Here is a 16557-nt window from a genome sequence, read left to right as displayed (position 1 = left end):
AGCTATTTTTATGCCCGGTTATTGTCTTTTGCGGGTACCGGAATTTTCAGTATCTTCATTATTCACCCAATTATTTTATGGGCTATGAAGATCGGCATCCTGGGAAGTGGTCCTGTAGGACTCACACTCGGTAAAGGCCTTATTCAGACAGGTCATCACATTACTATTGGTACCAGAAACCCGGCTAAAGAGTCGTTGCAGCAATGGGCCAAACGCCTGGGTAACCAGGCCGCCATCGGTACATTCAGGCAAGCCGCCGAATTCGGGGACCTGATGCTGATATGTACCCGGTGGACAGGTACCAAAAAGGCTATAGAAGCTGCCGGCGTCTGGAATTTTAAAAACAAAACCGTCGTCGACGTCACCAATCCGATCGATGGCAAAGGCCCCGACGAAAATGGCCGCATGACGCTTGTCATCGGGCATAATCATTCTGCCGGAGAGCAGATCCAGGCCTGGCTGCCACCAGATTCTTCCGTTGTGAAGGCACTTAGCTGTATAGGCCACGAACATATGTTACTCCCTGCCTTCAAGGAAGGTGCTCCCACCATGTTTATTGCCGGCAATAACCATATTGCCAAAAGAACGGTTGTCAACCTGCTCCACCAGATGGGCTGGCACGATGTTGCAGACATGGGAAATATTGAGATGAGCCGCAACATTGAGCCACTGGCAGTACTCTGGGAAGCATATGCCTTTCTTAATAACAGTAGAGAACATGCATTTAAACTGCTGAAAAAATAAACGCATTAAAAAAGGCAACCGGCCATAGCCGGTTGCCTTTATATTTTTAAGCTGCTGTAGCGTCGTTATTTCGCTTTCTTCACGTCTTTTACATTTTTCACATTTATATAGAAATTAGGGTCCACCTCAAAATCTTCCGGCTTATCCAGCGTCAGTACGGCGGTATGCCATAAGGTACCTGGATAGATAAGGGTGTAGCCACTGGCATTGAGTTTTACCTTTACCGGCATATTGAAATCCTTTACAGCATCTACCCAGCGGAATTGCAGCTGCTGGCCGGTAATGCGGTATTCAAGGGTTGGTATTTGTGTAGTGGTAAGATATTGCTCGTACATTTTATCCAGGTTAATACCGACAAAATTGTTGATATAATCCTGAACCTGTCTGCCGGTAACGGTCTGATGCCAGAAGGTTTTATTCAGTCCGCGCAACAGCTGACGGAAGGCTTCGTCATTTCCCATTATCTGACGGATCATATGGATCATGTTGGCGCCTTTGTAGTACATATCGCCACTGCCTTCAGCATTTACGTTATAGGCAGGAATGATAGGCTCGTCGTTGGTGATATTATGCCTGCTTCCCTGTACATATTCATTCCCTGCTTTAGCGCCGTACTGGCAGGTAGTAAAGAGCGTTTCGGAGTAATTGGTGAAGGATTCATGTACCCACATATCTGCCAGGTCTTTGGTGGTTATATTATTACCGAACCATTCGTGGCCGCTTTCATGTACAATAATAAAGTCCCATTTCAGTCCCCACCCGGTGCCGGAAAGATCCCTGCCCAGGTAACCCATTTTGAACTTATTGCCATAGGCAACGGCGCTCTGGTGTTCCATCCCCAGGAAAGGTACCTCTACCAGCTTATAGCTGTCTTTATAGAAAGGATATTTTCCAAACCAGTATTCAAAGCATTTCAGCATAGGCTTCACTACTTCGAAGTGTACTTTGGCGGTATCTACGTTATAGTCCAGTACCCAGTAGCTGAGGTCCAGCTTTCCGCCTTCGCCGCTATAGCTGTCTTTTATTTCTGTATAGTTCCCGATGTTGACCGACACATCATAGTTGTTGATGGGATTGGTCACCATCCAGGTATAGGTGGTCGTGCCATCCGCATTAGGGAACGTCTTTTTCAGGCGGCCATTGGAAACGCCTTTCAGTTCATTGGGTACCGTCAGCGCGATGGTCATACCGTTGTCCGGCTCATCACTCTGGTGATCTTTATTGGGCCACCAGACACTGGCGCCCAATCCCTGGCAGGCAGTAGCTATCCACGGACGGTTTTCTTTATCTTTCCCCCAGACTACACCGCCATCCCACGGCGCTTTCACGGCTACCTTTGGTTTGCCATGAAAGAAGATGGTAATCTTATCTGCTTTCTTAGCGATCTGTGGTTTCTTCAGGTTAATAAAAAAGGCATTACCATCGCGGGTAAATGTCAATGTATGTTTATCCTGTAATACGCTATCGATTTCCATAGGTTCCTGCAGGTCTATCTGCATGATGGAATCGGGTTTTAATACATTATAGGTAATCGTGTTGAAACCGGTAAAAGTGCTATCGGGAGGGTCTACTGTTACATGCAGGTCATAATACTGAACATCCCACCAGGCACGCTGTGGCGTAATGCTGCCCCGAAGCGTGTCGGCATGGGTATACTGTTTCTGAGCAAATGCAGCACTGGAAAATAATAAAGCCAGGCAAAGCAATTTAATGCCGCGCATAATTGTGTCTGTTTAATGTGGGTGAAAGATATTAATTTACTGCCAAATGAAAAGTAATTATTGTCAGGCGTTTATCGGTAGATTTTTTGTAGCGGCCTTGCTATTGGGCGGTATAGGTAGTTGTGGACCGCAGGCAGACAGTGGAAAGCAGGTATTCCGCTATAACCAGGTGGAAGGTATTACCAGCCTGGACCCCGCCTTTGCCCGTAATCAATCCGTTATCTGGGCGGTGAGGCAGATATATAATACACTGGTAGAACCAGATGAAAACCTGCAGATGCGCCCATCACTGGCAAGCCACTGGGAGGAATCGGCAGACCATCGGGTGATTACCTTTCACCTGCGTACAGATGTATACTTCCAGGACAATGACATATTTCCCGGAGGGAAAGGAAGGAAAATGACCGCCGGTGATGTGGTGTATAGTTTGCGCCGTATCATGGACCCTGCCACGGCCTCGCCGGGTGCCTGGATCTTTAATGGTCGCCTGGATAAAGACAGCGGCTTTGTTGCCCTGAACGACTCCACATTTCAGCTTCGTCTGTTTGAGCCATTCCACCCGATACTGGGCATACTCAGTATGCAATACTGTTCGGTAGTGCCTCATGAAGCCATCGCCAAATACGGTAAGGACTTCCGTAACCATCCCTGCGGTACCGGACCTTTTCAGTATTTCCTCTGGGACGAAGGCCAGGCACTGGTATTACACCGTAACCCGCACTATTTTGAGAAAGACAGTGCCGGTGCACCATTGCCTTACCTGGATGCTGTACAGATAAGTTTCCTGGAGAGCAAGGCCACAGAGTTTCTGTTGTTCCGCCAGGGACAGCTCGACTTCATGAACGACCTGGATGCCAGCTTCAAGGATGAGGTGCTCACCAAAACAGGCAACCTGAAGCCGGAATGGAAAGGCAAAATGGTGCTGGACAAACATTCCTATCTGAACACAGAATACCTGGGTATATTAAACGATACGGCGCTGGAAGTGGTAAAGACTTCCCCGCTTCGCTATAAAAAGATTAGACAGGCCATTAACTATGGTTTTGACCGGGTGAAGATGATGACCTATCTGCGGAATAGTATCGGACAGCCGGCAACATCAGGGTTTGTTCCTGCCGGATTGCCTTCCTTTGATGCAGCGCTGGTGAAAGGCTATAGCTATAACCCGGCAAAAGCCAGGGCATTACTGAAAGAAGCCGGTTTCCCGGACGGACAGGGCCTGCCCGTTATCAAACTGTTGTCTATACCTATATATGCAGACCTGGCCAACTATGTAGCTAACCAGTTGCAGGAGATAGGTGTTCGTATACAGGTAGAGGTGATACAGAAAAGTTTGCTGCTGGAGCAAACCGCCAAATCACAGGCGATGTTTTTCCGTGGCAGCTGGATTGCCGATTACCCGGATGCGGAGAGCTACCTGGCCATGTTCTATGGGCAGAACCCTGCACCACCAAACTATACGCGGTTTAAGAACAGTGCCTACGATAAATTGTACCTGGAAGCTATGGCAGAACAAAACGACAGCATACGCTATCATCTCTACCAGGAGATGGATAAAATAATCGTGGAAGAAGCACCGGTGGTACCTTTATTTTATGACGAAGTGATCCATCTTATCCAGCCCAATGTAGAAAATCTGAAAAGCAATGGATTGAACCTGCTGGAGTTACGCAGGGTCAAGAAAAGAATATAATTTATTTATTTTAACATTTTATTGGGTATTAAACGGGATAAATTGAGTTGACTTACAGTTTATTAGGCTATCTTTGGTGATTATTGTCAACTTTTATAAAAACAGAAATGACAGCAATCCTGATATTCTTTTGTGTGCATTGGTTCGCATCTTTGTTCTTTCACACATTTTATTTACACAGATATGCGTCTCACCAGATGTACACTACCAGTAAATTCTGGGAACGCTTTTTTTACTTCTGTACCTGGTTTTTCCAGGGTTCGTCCTACCTGGTTCCGAGAGCGTATGGTGTAATGCACCGTATGCACCACGAATTCAGTGACACAGAGCATGATCCGCATTCTCCGCACTTCTTCAAGGATGTATGGAGTATGATGGTACATACCCGTACTATTTACAACGGTTTCTTACATGATACCAGCAAGGTAGATAAGAAATTCCTGGAGGAGCCTTTACCAAGATGGGATGCAATGGACAAATTTGGTGATAACAACTTTACCCGTCTTGCATGGATGGCTTTATATATTGCTTTCTATGTAGCATTCGTTCCAACCGGTATGTGGTATCTTTATTTACTGCTGCCTATCCACTTCCTGATGGGGCCTGTACAAGGTGCAGTGGTAAACTGGTGTGGTCACAAATATGGTTACAGCAACTTCGATAACGGTGATAAATCTAAAAATACTTCTCCATGGGGTATCATTCTCCTGGGTGAACTGTTCCAGAACAACCACCACAAGTTTAAAGACAGTCCTAACTTCGCTAAGAAGTGGTATGAATTCGATCCTAGCTACCAGGTGATGAAACTCCTGAATGTTGTCGGAATCATTAAACTGAAGCCTGCCATGGTTACTCCGGCGCAGATGAAAAAAGCGAAAGCGGCTTAATACACCACAATCAATCCGTATCAATAAACAGAACGACCTGCCAATTGGCAGGTCGTTCTGTTTATTATGAGGTTGGTATCAACGCTTCGGTCAGTTCCGGAAAGGGCGGAAGGAGCTTTTGTTACCCGCCAGTGCCAGCATTGGTTTATCCCCGCTGCTGTCACCATAGGCATATATCTCCGTATAATCGTTCAGGTGATAGACCTGTTTGATCCTGTTTACTTTTTCTTCACCATTACAGTTGATTCCCTGCAGTTTACCGGTAATAGCCTCATCCGTTACTTCCAGCAGGGAACCTATGCATCGGATATTTAGCCGCTGGCACCAGGGCGCTACCCAGTTATAGGCAGATGCCGTTACGACCACTACTTCATGTCCGGCCTGCTGGTGCTCACGGATAGCCTTTAACGCCTGGGGACGGATCATTTTCGGGAGTGCCTCTTCACAGAAGGCATTGCATCCAGCCTGGAAATCGCTTTCCTTCATGCCAGCAAAGAAATGCCTTAATACTTTCTCCTTCATTTGCTGTGCCGGGATCAGTTTCAATTTTAATTGAAGCAGGCCTGGAAGCAGTTGCAATACACCCCGGTACATGGCTCCGTTGCCTTTCTGGAAACGGATTATCTGCCAGAGTGTATCCGTATCCGTTATAGTACCATCGAAATCAAAGAATGCTATGGTCATAGCTTCAGTTTTTTGAACATACCTTCCGGTATATTTCTGATGATCAGCATAATATATTTCCAGTGCCACTTAACGAAGAGGGTATTCTTCTTTTTATCTGCTGCTTTCAGCACGGCGGCAGCTACTGCTTCGGGCTGGGCTGTCAGGAGCGGAGGGAGTGCCAGATGCTGTGTCATCTGTGTATTAACAAAGCCTGGCTGTACACTCATCACATGGATACCTTTATGGAACAACCTGTTTCTCAGTCCACTCAAATAGGCGGAGAAGCCGGCTTTGGCGCTGCCGTATATATAGTTGCTCATGCGCCCGCGTTCGCCGGCTACGGAGCTGATACCTATGATCGTGCCGCTGCCTTTGGTAATATAGCGTTCTGCAATGATATTGAGGATGCTGACTGCGCCGGTATAGTTACTGTTAATGATACGTTCTGCTTCCAGCCAGTTGGTTTCGGCTTTTTCCTGGTCGCCCAGGTAGCCGAATACACAGATGCTGATATCGGGGATTACCGGAAGCTGTTCATAAAAAGCTGCATGTGAATTAAAAGCGGTGGCGTCAAAATCGTGTACGGTTACATTTACACTATGGCGTATCTGCAGGTCCTGTTGTAAGGGAATTAACGCCTGGCCGCTGCGGGCTGCCAGTTGTAAATCATATTTTCTGGAGGCATACGCACGGGCTATGGCTACCGCCATATCAGACCCGGCGCCAAGTATTAATACGGATGGCATGGGATTGCGAAGGTATTGGTTAGCAGGAATAATATTTTATCGGGTCAGCTGTAAACGCTCTGACTGTAAAGAGGTAAAGCGCTTGTCATTATTATATTGCTTTACGATGGCCGCGAATTTCTCTGCATTGGGGTAGCTCTTCCAGAATACTTCCTGTTTCATGCGGGCATCTTTGGAAAGATATAATCTTCCCCCGTATTGCAGTACAATCTCATCCAGCTCATCCAGGAACTCGAAGAGCCCTTTGCGTACCGGGAAATCCAGTGCCAGCGTATAGCCTTCCATCGGGAAGGAGATCAGGCTTTCCTGGTTACCAAATACTTTCAATACCGCCAGGAAGGATCCCCAGCCTTTGTCGGAGATACGTTTCAATATGGCTACCAGTCCATCTTTATGTTCCAGCGGCAGCACAAACTGGTACTGTACAAACCCTGCTTTGCCATAACCTCTGTTCCAGTGAAGGATAGCATCCAGCGGATAGAAGAAGGGCTCGTAAGGTACGACGTTATTGATTTCGCGCTTGAGATTTTTATTGTAGTAGAGCCAGTTAAAGATTTTGACTGTCAGTGTATTCAGGATAAAGGAAGGGAGGTTGAAAGGGACTGTCAGTTTTCGTTTAACCGGCAACGTTAATGGCGCCTTTGCCTGCTTAGCGTTCAGTTCTTCCGGGGTGGCATGTTCTCCAACGATGAGGATACTTCTGCCGAAGGAGTCGCCCTGCTTGAGGCAGTCGATCCACGCCATGGAATACGTATAGTGCTTATATTCTTCGAACAGCCGGATCACATCTTCCAGGTTCTTTGCCTTGATCTGCGTCTGACGGATATACGCCGTTTCTATTTTCTTCAGGTCAAACTTCACGCGGGTAATGACACCGGTTAATCCCATGCCGCCACAGGTAGCCCAGAAAAGGTCTGTATGCTGATTGGGGCTGCAGGTAATTGTTTCACCGGTGCCTGTAATCACATCCATATCAATAATATGGTTAGAAAAGGCGCCGTCTACGTGGTGGTTTTTACCATGTACATCAGAGGCTACTGCGCCGCCAATGGTAATGAATTTCGTACCTGGTGTAATGGGTAAGAACCATCCTTTGGGAACGAGAATATCAAGAAGCTGGTCGAGGGTAACACCTGCCTGGCATTCCATGATACCTTTTTCCGTATCGAAAGACAATATCTTATCATATTTAAGCATGGAGATGCTATGCTTGCCCAAAGAGGCATCACCATAGCAACGACCGTTTCCGCGCGCTATCAGCTCATGGTTCGTGCTTACAAAGTTGCGCAGTTGTTCTTCCTGTGTGAAGGAACTTTCCTCACTGGCAATGGCGGGGTAGTTTCCCCAGTTTGCTAACCGTTTTTGCATTATTCAAAGAATCTAACGTTAGTGGGTAAATAAATTAAAACATAAAAACTCAGGACCCACAGGAAAATGGTTAATTGAATAAAACGGTCTTTATATAGGATCTTGGTGGGAGAACCAGTATTGTTCTCCACGTAGGTTATTTGCAAATATCGTAATAATCCTCCAATAACAAAGAGGGAGGTATAATATAAGCGATAGGTATTAAAGCGCTGCTGCGTTTCAGGGGCCATGGTATACATAAGGTACGCCACAATGATAACGGCAGATACCAGGGCCAGCATTACATTCATGAAATCCAGGTTATAACCCTTGGCAGCCTTACGCATTTCCTGTCCGGACGACAACTTGATAAGTACATCGTCCCTTCTTTTCGCAATTGCCATAAATAAGGCCAGGAGAAACACCATGATCATCAGCCATTCAGACATCGCTACTTCTGTGGCCACACCGCCTGCCTTTACACGTAATACGAAACCAATGGCCAGAATAATGATATCCAATATAGAGATGTTCTTCAGCCCGAAGGAATAGAAGAGGTTAATGACGAAGTAGATAGCTACTACAAAGGCAAATTTGGGACGTACATACCAGGCCAGCGCAAAGCCTACAATGATACATAACGCGAAGAGCACCAACGCTGCTGGTTTCGATACGGCTCCGGAAGCCAGGGGGCGCTTACATTTAACCGGATGGATCTTATCGGCCTCAATATCCTGATAATCATTGATGACATAAATACTGCTCGCTACTAAACTAAAAGAGATAAATGCTACAATGAGTTCTACAATCTTATCAAGATTAAATAACTGCCCTGCAAAAAATAAAGGGATAAAGAGGAAGGCATTCTTAGCCCAGTGCTTGGGGCGGAGTAATTTCAAATATTTCATGGGGGGAACTAAAGTTGACGCAACAAGATACAATTAATTCAATTATTTTTGATTGTCTATATGTTATGATAACATTACAAAGTAGCGAATCCCAATTTCATCTATGCCATCAACATCCCTTTCGACCCGTAAATGGGCCCTCCTTGAAATTTTACTGATAATAGGTTTTGCCCTCATTCCATTGTTCATGACCTTCCCGTACAGGGTTAACATATTTCTTTCATGGGAAGGAGCGTACAGGCTCTATTTAGGTCAGCAGCCTTATAAAGACTTCGGTATGCCGCTGGGCTATGGCTACTGGATCGTGCCGGCACTGTTCTTTAAACTCTTTGGGCCGGCGATGATCACGCTGGTGAAAGCACAGGCATTCCTGAACATCCTGGCCGGACTCTCCTTTATCTCCATACTTAAATCCTTTGATGTAAAACCGGGTATACGGATTACGGCGTTGCTGGTATTTCTCCTCTCTTACTCCCTGAATAACTTCTGGCCCTGGTACAACCATACGGTTATCGTATATGAGCTGGTAGGTCTGAGTTTTCTGTTAAGAGGCTTGTTTACAGATAACAAAATCGCAGGATGGCTGATGATGATCATTGCCGCTTTCTTCCTGTTCCTGTCGTTTTTTACCAAGCAGGACGGAGGAGGCATGGCGCTGCTCATTGCGCTGGCGCTCCTGTTATATAATGCAGTTACCTCCAGCCGCTGGTCGGCACTGGTCGCCTTCATCATTGCTTACCTGTCAGTTGCGCTCCTCATCATACTGCCTTTAGGCGCCGGCTTCAGCTACTGGTTTAACCATGGGCAGGCACCACATAGCTCACGCTTAGACCCGGGGGATATCTTTACAGAGATAATGGCCTGGTCGGCCTGGCTTAAAGCATATTTCCTTTTGGTGGTCTTTAGTATAGCCGCTGGCGTCAGCAGCTGGAAAGCATGGCTGCAGGACCGTAAGGCAGTTACCTTCGCACTGCTGACTTTAGGAATACTGGCAGAAGCTGCCATCTTCCAGGTTACCAGTTATACACCGCTGGATAACAATATCTTCTTTCACGCTTTCTGTTTTGCCTTTATAGGACACCAGCTTTGTAATAAGCTGTCGTTCAACACGGAGTCCCGTAAATTTATCGGGATGACGGCTGCGCTGGTGCTGCTCTGGTGGTCAGGTGCTTACTGGCGCTATGCAGACAGACTAACCCAGCGTATCTTCCCGCAACATGATATAGCCGCAGAAATGAAAGCTACCGGGGAGAATATCGTATCCCGGCACAACTATATGGTTATAAAGCCCGATACCAGTTTTGTAGATGAACCCGTAGGCCAATGGACCTTTACCAATCTGCCGGTATTTAAGCGTATATATATGCCTGTTAGTACAGTAAAGGGAATAGAGCGGGTATTAGCCCTGCCGGTAGTAAAGGAGAAGAAGAGCGGGTTAAAGGTCCTCAATATGACAGAGCTGACTCCACTGGCCGAAGCGATGCCTTACCAGCTGGAAACGGGACCAGACTATCCGCTCTGGTACCATCTGGGGGTAGGGATGTTTAACAGGCAGCTCCATACATTCGAAGAGAAGATAAAGGCACATCACTACGACCTGATATTATATGAATACGCCCCGACGCTAAACAACTTTTACCCGTTTGCGCTGAGGCCGGTATTGCAAGACAACTATATGCGTATTGATACCTTTTTGGCGCCTCGTCGCCCGACAAATGCCACAATTGAAATCTATGTGAACACATCTAAATAAAGTCTAACTTTATAAAATATTATATCTATATATTGCATTCCGGTAACCTGCCGGAATGCAATTCTTTTTTAAGCCCATCCATTCCGCTTTCAGTAGCTAAAATTATATCGGTCAGGCCACTGGATCTCCATTTTTTCAATAATATTTCATCTGTTTAAATTGTTGATTTTTAGCAAGATGATTACATTTTGATTAACTATTACTTTAGATAAGGATTTTCTACAGAATTACCTATAAAAATACTAACCGGTAAAACTAATTTGACTGGTTAAACGTAATGGCGTAACTTAGGAAACACCCTGAATAAATCACATTACAATGACTACCCCGGTGACCATATCAAGCCTGAAACCAGATGGCGGCATTTACTGCCTGGATTTCCTGAATACCCTCAGTGACCGCTTCAAAACAGACCCTACCGAACTCCTCCAAACTTATAAAGACCTCAGCCTTTGGTGTCATCAGACGGAGATCATCTCCCCCAAAATTATTCAGACACTGGAACGACTCGCGAAGGATTATCCGGTTAAAGCAGCCCAGGCATTCGACAAAGGCTTGCGGCTACGGGAACTCCTGTATACCATCTTCCGGCAGGTAATATCGCGTAAGCCACTGGCCGACAATGACCTGCTCACGCTCAACACCTATATCAGTGAAGCCTATACGAATTTGGAATTCTCCTGGGACAAACGACTGGGACATGGTCAACTGTCGCTCAGCGCGCCGGGGCTGGAGCTCCCCATCTGGAAGATTGTGCAATCAGCCGCTGGCCTGCTGGCTACACCTCAGGTGAAAGCTGTCAAACAATGCCCCCGCTGTGGTAAGCTCTTCCTGGACAAAAGTAAAAATGGCTCCAGACGCTGGTGTAGCATGGCCACCTGCGGTGATGTTACCAAAGTAACCCGCTTCCAGCAAAAGAATAAAAAGACTAAATGAATCATCTTCCAATAGATACTGTATCTTCAGCTCATTAAAAGATAATTGTAAATATTAACAGCCGGTATTCTTGCTGTCCGTTTACCGGGCAGCCTTATTTCCTATGTAATATTTACAACTATGCAATACTCCACTATAGCCGTCTTAGGCGGCGCTGGCCGTACAGGTCTATATCTACTCCAATCACTTCTACAAGCGGGCTATGAGGTGAAGGCGCTGGTCCGCCATCCAGGCACATTCACTTTCCGGCATCCTCACCTGACGGTCATTCAAGGCGACGCGTTGGATTACATCGCCATCGATCAGCTGCTGGAAGGCACGCAGGCAGTACTGAGCACTATCGGTCAGCGACCCGGTGAGCCACTGGTGGCGGGTCTGCTGACAACCCATCTGATGAAAGCAATGCCCGTTCACCAGATCAGCCGCTATGTGCTGCTGGCCGGAATTAATGTAGACGTTCCTGCCGATAATAAAGGGCCTGAAACGCGTAAGGCCACCCAATGGATGCAGCAAACGTACCCACTGGTCAGCAACGACAGGCAGCTTTCCTATGAAATGCTGGCAGCCAGTAAGCTGGCCTGGACAATGGTACGGGTGCCATTTATTCATTTTAAGCCGGCTTCCGGGAAGGTTAGTATAGCAGTAGATGATTGTCCGGGTAACTATGTAAACGCGGGCGATATAGCCCAGGAAATGACGCATATGCTATATAATAGCAGCTATATCCATCAGGCGCCGTTTTTGGCGGGTAAAAGCTGAATTCTTAGTAAGAGGCCGGTAAAAACCGGTCTCTTTTTCTATATCCTTTTGTCTATCTACTTCATTTTCTGTATATTGTACATTCGCACCTGCTAAAAATATAAGCAAGACAATTTAAGCATTCTGTTACCCCCAACCCTTAAGATGAACCATTGGCACTATCACCGTATTCAGGTACTTATATTCTCAGGTTCCGCTCTCCGGGTACATTTATTGATGAATTGGTGCAACATCCATTAGCATGTATTTTGAAAATAGATATATAATAAGACTATGAGAAAAACTATTATTGTATCGAACAGGTTACCGGTTAAGATTTCAGAACAGGAGGGTAAATTCTCGTTGCAAACCAGCGAAGGGGGACTGGCAACCGGTTTAGGATCTATTTACAGGGAAGGGAACAACATCTGGATCGGATGGCCTGGACAGGAAATCAGTGATCCGAAAGCGCAATCAGAAGTGACGGCACAGCTGAGAAAGATGAATCTCATGCCCGTTTTCCTCACGGAAGATGAAATCAACTACTTTTATGAGGGCTTCTCCAATGAAACACTGTGGCCGGTTTTCCACTATATGTCCGTTTATGCCCGCTATGAACAAAATAACTGGGACTACTATTATCAGGTCAACAGGAAATTCCGGGACATCATTTTATCTGTAGCAGAACAGGGAGATATTATCTGGGTACAGGATTATCAGCTGTTGTTACTTCCCGGCATGCTCCGGGCAGAAATGCCGGAGATATCAATAGGCTTCTTCCAGCATATTCCTTTTCCTTCTTTCGAATTATTCCGCCTTATCCCATGGCGTACCGAAATCCTGGAAGGGATGCTTGGCGCCGATCTGATGGGCTTCCATACCTTCGACGATACCCGCTATTTCCTGGACGCCGTCAACAGGCTTTTGCCAGCGCAGACCTCCGCCAATGTCGTTTCCTATAACGACAGGGCAATCGTAGTGGAAACTTTTCCCATGGGGATAGACGATGCCAAATACTCCCAGCTCGGGCATGATCCCGAAGTGCAAAGGTTAATCAATGAGTTAAAGGAGACCTTCAAGACAGAAAAGATGGTCCTCTCTATCGACCGGCTGGATTACAGCAAGGGAATACTACAGCGTCTTGAAGCCTTCGAGCAGCTATTTCAGCTATACCCGGAGATGATTTCCAAGGTAGTACTGTATATGATCGTGGTACCATCCAGGGATACCGTACCACAATACAAACAACTAAGAGAAGATATAGACCGTAAGGTAGGACATATCAACGCCCGTTACCGCACGCTCAGCTGGCACCCGATCCAGTACTTTTATCGTTCCTTCCCTGTAGAGATGCTGTCAGCGCTCTATAATTTTGCGGATATCTGTCTGGTTACACCTATGCGCGACGGTATGAACCTCGTCAGCAAGGAATACGTAGCCAGTCGTAACAACAACGACGGCGTACTGATTCTCAGTGAAATGGCCGGCGCCTCCAAAGAACTGATCGACGCAATCATTGTCAATCCCAATAATATCAGTGCCATTACCTCCGCTATTGTGGAAGCCATCAATATGCCACTGGAAGAGCAAACCCGTCGGATGAAGGCCATGCGTCAGGTGGTCTCGAAATTCAATATTAACCACTGGGTGAAGCTGTTCATGACCCGACTACAGGAAGTGAACGTCATGCAGCAGAATATGCTGGCCAGAAGAGTGAGTCCGGAAACGGCCATGTATATACGCCAGGAATACCGTAAGGCCAAGAACCGTATGATATTCCTCGACTACGATGGGACACTGGTAGGTTTCCAGGTAAATATAGACCAGGCTTCGCCGGATCCCGACCTTTACCAGCTACTGAGAGAGCTGGCCGCAGTTCCTGGCAATAAAATTGTCATGATCAGCGGAAGAAACCATGAGACGCTGGGCCGCTGGTTTGGCCATCTGCCAATGGATCTCGTTGCGGAACATGGCGCCTGGCAGAAAACAAAAGATGGGGAATGGTACCAGCTTCCCGGACTCAGCGACAAATGGAAACAGGAAATCAGGCCCATACTGGAAACAGTAACAGACCGTACGCCGGGATCCTTCATCGAAGAAAAAACCTATTCACTGGTATGGCATTACCGTAAAGTAGAACCCGGATTAGGAGAGCTCCGCGCCAATGAACTCATGGCGACGCTCCGTTACTACGCCCAGGAAAAGGGATTGCAGATTTTGCCGGGAGATATGGTTATTGAAGTGAAGAACGTGGAAATCAATAAAGGCAAAGCAGCAGATAGCTGGCTACACCAGGGAGACTATGATTTTATTATGGCAATGGGAGACGATGTAACGGATGAAGATATCTTTAAAACCTTACCACCGTCGGCTTATACCATTAAGGTAGGTAGCCAGGTATCGGCGGCCAGGTACTATTTACGAAGTTATCATGAGGTGCGGCATTTCTTACGTACCCTGAAGAAATAAAGCAAAGGGCTGTGTCTAAAGAATAGACACGGCCCTTTCTGATTATATAAAGATCGGAACGTCCAGCTTCATGCTTATACGGTAGGCGGCATTCATGAGTCCCACATGTGAATAGGCCTGCGGAAAATTACCCCACTGGCTGCCGGTACCCGATTCAACATCTTCACTAAACAGCAGCAGGTGATTGCTGTACTGCAGTATTTTTTCAAACTCGTGCTGGGCATCTTCCAGGCGTCCTACGCAGGCAAGGGCTTCTACATACCAGAATGCACAAACGAGAAACGTAGTTCGTGGCTTACCGAAATCATCGGAATGGAGGTAACGGTAGAAGAGGCCGTCATCAGTTTTAAGTTCCTTTTCAAGGGCCTCCAGGTGATCACGTGCCCGTTCCGACTTTGGATCCAGGTAATTCATCATGATCAGCTGCAGGGTACTGGCATCCAGGTATTTGCTGCCAGCGGCGTTGGTATAGGCTTTCAGTTCAGGATCGTAGCAGCTTTCGATATGCGCGGCGGCTCTTTCTTTTAAGGCCACAGCTTTCTCTACCAGTTCTTCATTATTAATAGTGCGGGCCATTTTCTCGGCTGCACAGCATCCTGCCCACTGGAACAAATTCGTATAGCAATGAATGTTAGCCATGTTGCGGAACTCCCAGATACCTGCATCCTTTTCATCGATGGTACGCTCTATCTTCTTCAGCAGGAGGTTGATCCACCGGTCGGAGTCTTTTCTTTCCGTAAAGATAAACCGATGGTCGGTATAGAGCGGTAGCATGGAGATCAGCACCTGTCCGTAGATATCATTCTGAATATGCTCATATGCCTGATTACCAATTCTTACAGGCTGGTTACCCATATATCCGCTGAGATGCGGAAGGATATTTTCTATCAGATCTTTTTTGCCGGTAATGCCATACAGGGGCTGGTACCGGAAATCTCCCGAGAAAGAGATATCCGTGATATAACCAAAGTAGCGTTCCATTTCTTCAAAGTGGCCGATATGATTCAGGGCTGTTAATATATAATAGCTGTCGCGCATCCAGCAGTAGCGATAGTCCCAGTTACGGCCACTGTCCGGGAACTCTGGCAGGCTGGTGGTACTGGCAGCAATGATGGCGCCGGTATCTTCATACTGATGTAATTTCAGCGCAAGCGCAGAGCGGATCACGAAAGGCTGGAAGTAATTGGCGATAGAGGATTGTTTGATCCAGCTGCGCCAGTATTGGGTGGTTTCCCGCAGGAAGCGTTCTGCTGTACTTTGCAACGGGGCTTCCAGCGGATGGCCGTAGGTAAGCAGGAGGTACCTGGTATCGTTGAGCACAAAGAGTTCTTCATCAAATATATAGCTGATGGGGATGTCGGTGGTGAGGCGGATTCGATCTTCACAGCCTGTAAATTCAATATGGCTGCTTCCCCGTAATGGGTGCAGGTGACGTGCACCATAGTCGCATACAGGTTTGCAAATCACACGCACCCTGGGAGAGCCTTCGATAGGTTCCACCTTACGGATCATCATCAGGGGCTTAAAGAACCTTTCATACTGATTGAAGCGTGGGGCGAAGTCGGTGATACGGTAGCTGCCTTCGTTGGTAGTCACCTCTGTACACAGCACATTGGTATTTTCCAGGTAGTACTGGTGAGAGGTGTAATGGTCATTGGGCAGGATAGAAAATTCACCGCCTTTTTTGGTGTCCAGGAGTCCGCCGAAGGTAAAAGTACTATCCATCCGGGGCCAGCAAAGCCAGTCGACATTGGTATTCAGATTGATATGCGCAATGAATGAGCAGTTTCCGATAATGCCAGTCTGATAAGTATGTCTTTCCATAAGCATGATTTGTATGAACTACAGTTTATTTACCAAATTGTTTGGAAGGGTACAAAACGTGTTCCGGTTTTGAAGCATCCGGAAAGGGTAGTGGTGAAATACTTGATGGGAGGGGTTTTGCAATT

The 16557-nt window shown here is 46.7% G+C and carries 13 protein-coding genes; 7 read left to right on the top strand and 6 right to left on the bottom strand.

The features are described from left to right. Positions 1-84 precede the first annotated feature (84 nt). Entirely contained in the window at positions 85-744 is a 660-nt protein-coding gene (locus F3J22_RS22215; RefSeq protein ID WP_167020126.1) for an NADPH-dependent F420 reductase, read from the top strand. 65 nt (positions 745-809) lie between these two features. Here the strand turns inward: F3J22_RS22215 and F3J22_RS22210 are convergent, their stop codons facing one another. Continuing rightward, positions 810-2465, bottom strand: a complete 1656-nt coding sequence (locus F3J22_RS22210; RefSeq protein WP_167020125.1) for a M1 family metallopeptidase — start codon at positions 2463-2465, stop codon at positions 810-812. A 46-nt stretch (positions 2466-2511) separates the two neighbouring features. On the opposite strand from F3J22_RS22210, the gene F3J22_RS22205 reads away from it, so the two are divergent. Together F3J22_RS22205 and F3J22_RS22200 are read left to right on the top strand one after the other, a co-directional pair. Then, the gene (locus F3J22_RS22205; protein ID WP_167020124.1) at positions 2512-4158 is read left to right on the top strand and encodes an ABC transporter substrate-binding protein; all 1647 of its coding nucleotides are present in this window, start codon (positions 2512-2514) and stop codon (positions 4156-4158) included. A gap of 107 nt (positions 4159-4265) precedes the next feature. After that, positions 4266-5045, top strand: a complete 780-nt coding sequence (locus F3J22_RS22200) for an acyl-CoA desaturase (protein WP_167020123.1) — start codon at positions 4266-4268, stop codon at positions 5043-5045. 90 nt (positions 5046-5135) lie between these two features. On the opposite strand, the gene F3J22_RS22195 is transcribed toward F3J22_RS22200, so the two are convergent. The 4 genes from F3J22_RS22195 to F3J22_RS22180 are packed head-to-tail and all read right to left on the bottom strand — an operon-like array spanning position 5136 to position 8712. Beyond that, positions 5136-5729: an HAD family hydrolase gene (locus F3J22_RS22195; RefSeq protein ID WP_167020122.1), complete on the bottom strand. Its 594-nt coding sequence runs from the start codon at positions 5727-5729 to the stop codon at positions 5136-5138. Continuing rightward, entirely contained in the window at positions 5726-6457 is a 732-nt protein-coding gene (locus F3J22_RS22190) for an SDR family oxidoreductase (RefSeq protein WP_167020121.1), read from the bottom strand. Before F3J22_RS22190 ends, F3J22_RS22195 begins: the two co-directional genes overlap by 4 nt. Before the next feature lie 36 nt (positions 6458-6493). Continuing rightward, positions 6494-7825 carry an FAD-binding oxidoreductase gene (locus F3J22_RS22185; RefSeq protein ID WP_167020120.1) on the bottom strand — a complete coding sequence of 444 codons (1332 nt, stop codon included), beginning with the start codon at positions 7823-7825 and terminating at the stop codon, positions 6494-6496. Continuing rightward, complete coding sequence (locus F3J22_RS22180; protein WP_167020119.1) at positions 7825-8712, bottom strand: decaprenyl-phosphate phosphoribosyltransferase; 888 nt, start codon at positions 8710-8712, stop codon at positions 7825-7827. The genes F3J22_RS22185 and F3J22_RS22180 overlap by 1 nt, the downstream gene beginning before the upstream one ends. A 103-nt stretch (positions 8713-8815) precedes the next feature. Between F3J22_RS22180 and F3J22_RS22175 the strand changes: the two genes are divergently transcribed. The 4 genes from F3J22_RS22175 (at position 8816) to F3J22_RS22160 (ending at position 14608) form a co-directional block, all read left to right on the top strand. Beyond that, positions 8816-10465: a hypothetical protein gene (locus tag F3J22_RS22175; protein WP_167020118.1), complete on the top strand. Its 1650-nt coding sequence runs from the start codon at positions 8816-8818 to the stop codon at positions 10463-10465. A gap of 318 nt (positions 10466-10783) precedes the next feature. Further along, positions 10784-11401, top strand: a complete 618-nt coding sequence (locus tag F3J22_RS22170) for a CGNR zinc finger domain-containing protein (RefSeq protein WP_167020117.1) — start codon at positions 10784-10786, stop codon at positions 11399-11401. 120 nt (positions 11402-11521) lie between these two features. Next, the gene (locus F3J22_RS22165; RefSeq protein WP_167020116.1) at positions 11522-12160 is read left to right on the top strand and encodes an NAD(P)-dependent oxidoreductase; all 639 of its coding nucleotides are present in this window, start codon (positions 11522-11524) and stop codon (positions 12158-12160) included. 273 nt (positions 12161-12433) lie between these two features. Then, positions 12434-14608, top strand: coding sequence for a bifunctional alpha,alpha-trehalose-phosphate synthase (UDP-forming)/trehalose-phosphatase (locus tag F3J22_RS22160; protein ID WP_167020115.1), 2175 nt, complete (start codon positions 12434-12436; stop codon positions 14606-14608). 42 nt (positions 14609-14650) lie between these two features. On the opposite strand, the gene F3J22_RS22155 is transcribed toward F3J22_RS22160, so the two are convergent. Then, positions 14651-16432: a glycoside hydrolase family 15 protein gene (locus F3J22_RS22155; RefSeq protein WP_205195524.1), complete on the bottom strand. Its 1782-nt coding sequence runs from the start codon at positions 16430-16432 to the stop codon at positions 14651-14653. Positions 16433-16557: the final 125 nt, after the last annotated feature.

This window comes from Chitinophaga sp. Cy-1792 (genome assembly GCF_011752935.1).
Taxonomy (GTDB): domain Bacteria; phylum Bacteroidota; class Bacteroidia; order Chitinophagales; family Chitinophagaceae; genus Chitinophaga.
The sequence above is the reverse complement of the archived record's forward strand: the minus strand, read 5'-3'. Positions and strand labels throughout refer to the sequence as shown.

Bases quoted from the DNA above. Each gene is read 5' to 3' on its own strand.
- F3J22_RS22165 (WP_167020116.1), top strand. From the start codon at position 11,522: ATGCAATACTCCACTATAGCCGTCTTAGGCGGCGCTGGCCGTACAGGT.
- F3J22_RS22215 (WP_167020126.1), top strand. From the start codon at position 85: ATGAAGATCGGCATCCTGGGAAGTGGTCCTGTAGGACTCACACTCGGT.
- F3J22_RS22180 (WP_167020119.1), bottom strand. From the start codon at position 8,712: ATGAAATATTTGAAATTACTCCGCCCCAAGCACTGGGCTAAGAATGCC.
- F3J22_RS22210 (WP_167020125.1), bottom strand. From the start codon at position 2,465: ATGCGCGGCATTAAATTGCTTTGCCTGGCTTTATTATTTTCCAGTGCT.
- F3J22_RS22155 (WP_205195524.1), bottom strand. From the start codon at position 16,432: ATGGAAAGACATACTTATCAGACTGGCATTATCGGAAACTGCTCATTC.
- F3J22_RS22170 (WP_167020117.1), top strand. From the start codon at position 10,784: ATGACTACCCCGGTGACCATATCAAGCCTGAAACCAGATGGCGGCATT.
- F3J22_RS22190 (WP_167020121.1), bottom strand. From the start codon at position 6,457: ATGCCATCCGTATTAATACTTGGCGCCGGGTCTGATATGGCGGTAGCC.
- F3J22_RS22200 (WP_167020123.1), top strand. From the start codon at position 4,266: ATGACAGCAATCCTGATATTCTTTTGTGTGCATTGGTTCGCATCTTTG.
- F3J22_RS22205 (WP_167020124.1), top strand. From the start codon at position 2,512: ATGAAAAGTAATTATTGTCAGGCGTTTATCGGTAGATTTTTTGTAGCG.
- F3J22_RS22175 (WP_167020118.1), top strand. From the start codon at position 8,816: ATGCCATCAACATCCCTTTCGACCCGTAAATGGGCCCTCCTTGAAATT.
- F3J22_RS22195 (WP_167020122.1), bottom strand. From the start codon at position 5,729: ATGACCATAGCATTCTTTGATTTCGATGGTACTATAACGGATACGGAT.
- F3J22_RS22185 (WP_167020120.1), bottom strand. From the start codon at position 7,825: ATGCAAAAACGGTTAGCAAACTGGGGAAACTACCCCGCCATTGCCAGT.
- F3J22_RS22160 (WP_167020115.1), top strand. From the start codon at position 12,434: ATGAGAAAAACTATTATTGTATCGAACAGGTTACCGGTTAAGATTTCA.